3 protein-coding genes are annotated in these 2,803 nt (G+C 75.1%); 2 read left to right on the top strand and 1 reads right to left on the bottom strand.

What is annotated here, in order from left to right; all coding sequences use genetic code 11:
- Positions 1-806, bottom strand: an 806-nt coding sequence (locus tag ABZ493_RS21720; RefSeq protein WP_430584192.1) for an IclR family transcriptional regulator, incomplete at its 3' end; no start/stop codon positions are given.
- A gap of 67 nt (positions 807-873) precedes the next feature.
- Here ABZ493_RS21720 and eda point away from each other — a divergent pair.
- Both eda and ABZ493_RS21710 read left to right on the top strand, forming a co-directional pair.
- Positions 874-1,527: a bifunctional 4-hydroxy-2-oxoglutarate aldolase/2-dehydro-3-deoxy-phosphogluconate aldolase gene (eda, locus tag ABZ493_RS21715; RefSeq protein WP_430584191.1), complete on the top strand. Its 654-nt coding sequence runs from the start codon at positions 874-876 to the stop codon at positions 1,525-1,527.
- 34 nt (positions 1,528-1,561) lie between these two features.
- Positions 1,562-2,668 (top strand): sugar kinase, encoded by a 1,107-nt coding sequence (locus tag ABZ493_RS21710; RefSeq protein WP_430584190.1) that lies wholly within the window; start codon positions 1,562-1,564, stop codon positions 2,666-2,668.
- Positions 2,669-2,803: the final 135 nt, after the last annotated feature.

Here is a 2,803-nt window from a genome sequence, read left to right as displayed (position 1 = left end):
CGCGCCGGGCGGCCCCCGGCGCGGCCCCCCCCCCCCCCCACAACCCCCCCCGCCCACGGCGTGGGGACGGTCAGCCCGGTCGGGAGCACCCGCGGCAGCAGCTCGCGCAGCGCGGCCACCCGGGCGTCGCGGGCGGCGCCGGTCATGCGCTCGACGGGCGCGGTGATGCTCACCGCCGCGACCGGCCGGCCCGCGCGCAGCAGCGCGACGGCGACGCACGCGATGCCGGGCTCGTTCTCCTCGGTCTCGGTGGCGTACCCGCGCTCCCGCGCGGCGGCGAGGGCCGCCCGCAGCGTGACATCGGGCGTGGCGTCGGACTCGCCGTCGTGCCCGGGCGACGGCGCGCCGTCCGGCGTGGCGGCCAGGAGCGCCCGGCCCAGCGCCGTCGTCGCGACCGGGATGCGGCGCCCGACGGCGGACCACACGCGCAGCGGTCGCTGCGGCTCCACCTTGTCGAGGTAGACGACCTCCTGGCCGGCGAGGGTGCCGAGGTGCACGAGCTCGTCGACCTCGTCGCGCAACGACTCGAGCGCGGGGCGCAGCAGGGCGGGCAGGTTGTCCTCGGCGAGGTAGGCGGCGCCGAGGGAGAGGACGGCGGGGCCCAGCGTGTAGGCGCCGTCGGGGCGCTGGTCGGCGTACCCCCGGTGCCGCAGCGCGGCGAGCGTGCGGTGCAGGGTCGACTTGTTGGCGCCGACCTGGGCGGCGAGGTCGGCCAGGGCGAGGCCGCCCGCGCCGGCGCGCGCGAGGGCGTCGAGCGTGAGCAGCGCCTTGTCCACGCTGCCGAGCGGGCTGGGGGGTTGGGTCATCGACGGTGGTCCTCTAAGGTGTTCCGTAGTGAACAACGTGCGTTCACCATAGCGAAACGGAGCCAGGATGTCCTCCCCCTCGACCCCGGCCGGCGACGTCGTCGCCGCCCTCGGCGCCCACCGCCTCGTGCCCGTCGTCGTGGTCGACGGCGCCGACCAGGGCGCCCGCCTCGCCGACGCGCTCGTCGCCGGCGGCCTCCCCGTCGCCGAGATCACCCTGCGGACCGCGGGCGGCATCGACGCGATCCGCGCCGTCGCGCAGGCCCAGCCCGACGTCGTCGTCGGTGCGGGCACCGTGACCACGGTCGACCAGGTCGACGCCGTCGTGGACGCCGGGGCGCGCTACATCGTGTCGCCGGGGCTGTCGGCCGCCGTCGTGCGCCGGGCGCAGGAGCACGGCGTGCCGGTCCTGCCGGGCGTCGCCACGCCCAGCGAGATCATGGCCGCGCTCGACCTCGGCATCGACGTCGTCAAGCTCTTCCCCGCCTCCGTGGTGGGCGGCCCGGCCGCGATCAAGGCGTTCTCCGCGCCGTTCCCCGGCCTGCGGTTCGTGCCGACGGGCGGCGTGAGCGCCGCCAACCTCGGCGACTACCTCGGCCTCGCCCCCGTGCTGGCCGTCGGCGGGTCGTGGATGGTCGAGAAGTCTCTTGTCACCGCCGGCGACTGGGCCGAGATCACCCGCCGCACCGCCGAGGCCGTGGCCCTCGCCGCCGCCGTCTGAGCCCGCCGCCGAGCCTGCAAGGAGCACCGACACCATGACGAACCCCTCGATCTCCACCCGCCCCGCGGCCGAGTGCCGTTACGACGCCGTCGCGCTCGGCGAGGTCATGCTGCGCCTCGACCCGGGCGACCGCCGCGTGCGCACCACCCGCTCGTTCGACGTCTGGGAGGGCGGCGGCGAGTACAACGTGGCCCGCGGCCTGCGCCGCGCGTTCGGCCTGCGCGGCGCGATCGTCACCGCGCTCGCGGACAACGAGGTCGGCCGCCTCGTCGAGGACTTCATGCTCACCGGCGGCCTCGACACCTCCTGGGTGCAGTGGCGCGAGTACGACGGCATCGGCCGTAGCGTGCGCAACGGCCTCAACTTCACCGAGCGCGGCTTCGGCGTGCGCGGCGCCGTCGGCGTCAGCGACCGCGGCAACACCGCGATCGCGCAGATGAAGCCCGACGACGTGGACTGGGACGCCCTGTTCGGCTCCGGCGTCCGCTGGCTGCACACCGGCGGCATCTTCGCGGCGCTGTCCGAGTCGGCCGCGGACGTCGCCGAGGCGGCCATGACCGCGGCCAAGAAGCACGGCACGATCGTGTCGTACGACCTCAACTACCGCCCCTCCCTGTGGAAGGGCATCGGCGGCGTCGAGCGTGCGCGCGAGGTCAACCGCCGTCTGGCGCACCACGTCGACGTGATGATCGGCAACGAGGAGGACTTCACCGCCTCGCTCGGCTTCGAGGTCGAGGGCGTGGACGAGAACCTCACCGACCTCGACACCGGCGCCTTCCGCGCCATGATCGGCACGGCCGCCGAGGCGTACCCGAACTTCCAGGTCATCGCGACGACTCTCCGCGGCGTGAAGTCTGCGTCCGTCAACGACTGGGGCGCCATCGCCTGGTCGCGCGCCGAGGGCTTCGTCGAGGCCACGCACCGCGCGGACCTGGAGATCTTCGACCGCGTGGGCGGCGGCGACTCGTTCGCCTCCGGCCTCGCCTACGGGCTCATGGAGCTCGGCTCGCTGCAGCAGGCCGTCGAGTACGGCGCCGCGCACGGCGCCCTCGCCATGACGACGCCCGGCGACACGACGACGGCGACGCTCGCCGAGGTCGCCAAGCTCGCCGGCGGCGGCAGCGCGCGCGTCCAGCGCTGACGCCGAGATAGAGAAGCGAGACCCGCGAGACAGAGAGGGAACGGGCCGAAGCCGGCTTCGGCCCGTCCCCGCGCACAGCGGCAGGGCACACGTCTGAACTAGAGACAAGGGAGATCGAAACGCGGGGTGGGGGGA

It is taken from the genome of Isoptericola sp. NPDC019482 (genome assembly GCF_040632295.1).
In the GTDB taxonomy this organism is placed as follows: domain Bacteria; phylum Actinomycetota; class Actinomycetes; order Actinomycetales; family Cellulomonadaceae; genus Isoptericola.
This window is presented reverse-complemented; position numbering and strand designations above follow the sequence as displayed.

Coding starts and splice junctions, on each gene's coding strand:
- ABZ493_RS21710 (WP_430584190.1), top strand. CDS start 1,562: ATGACGAACCCCTCGATCTCCACCCGCCCCGCGGCCGAGTGCCGTTAC.
- eda (WP_430584191.1), top strand. CDS start 874: ATGTCCTCCCCCTCGACCCCGGCCGGCGACGTCGTCGCCGCCCTCGGC.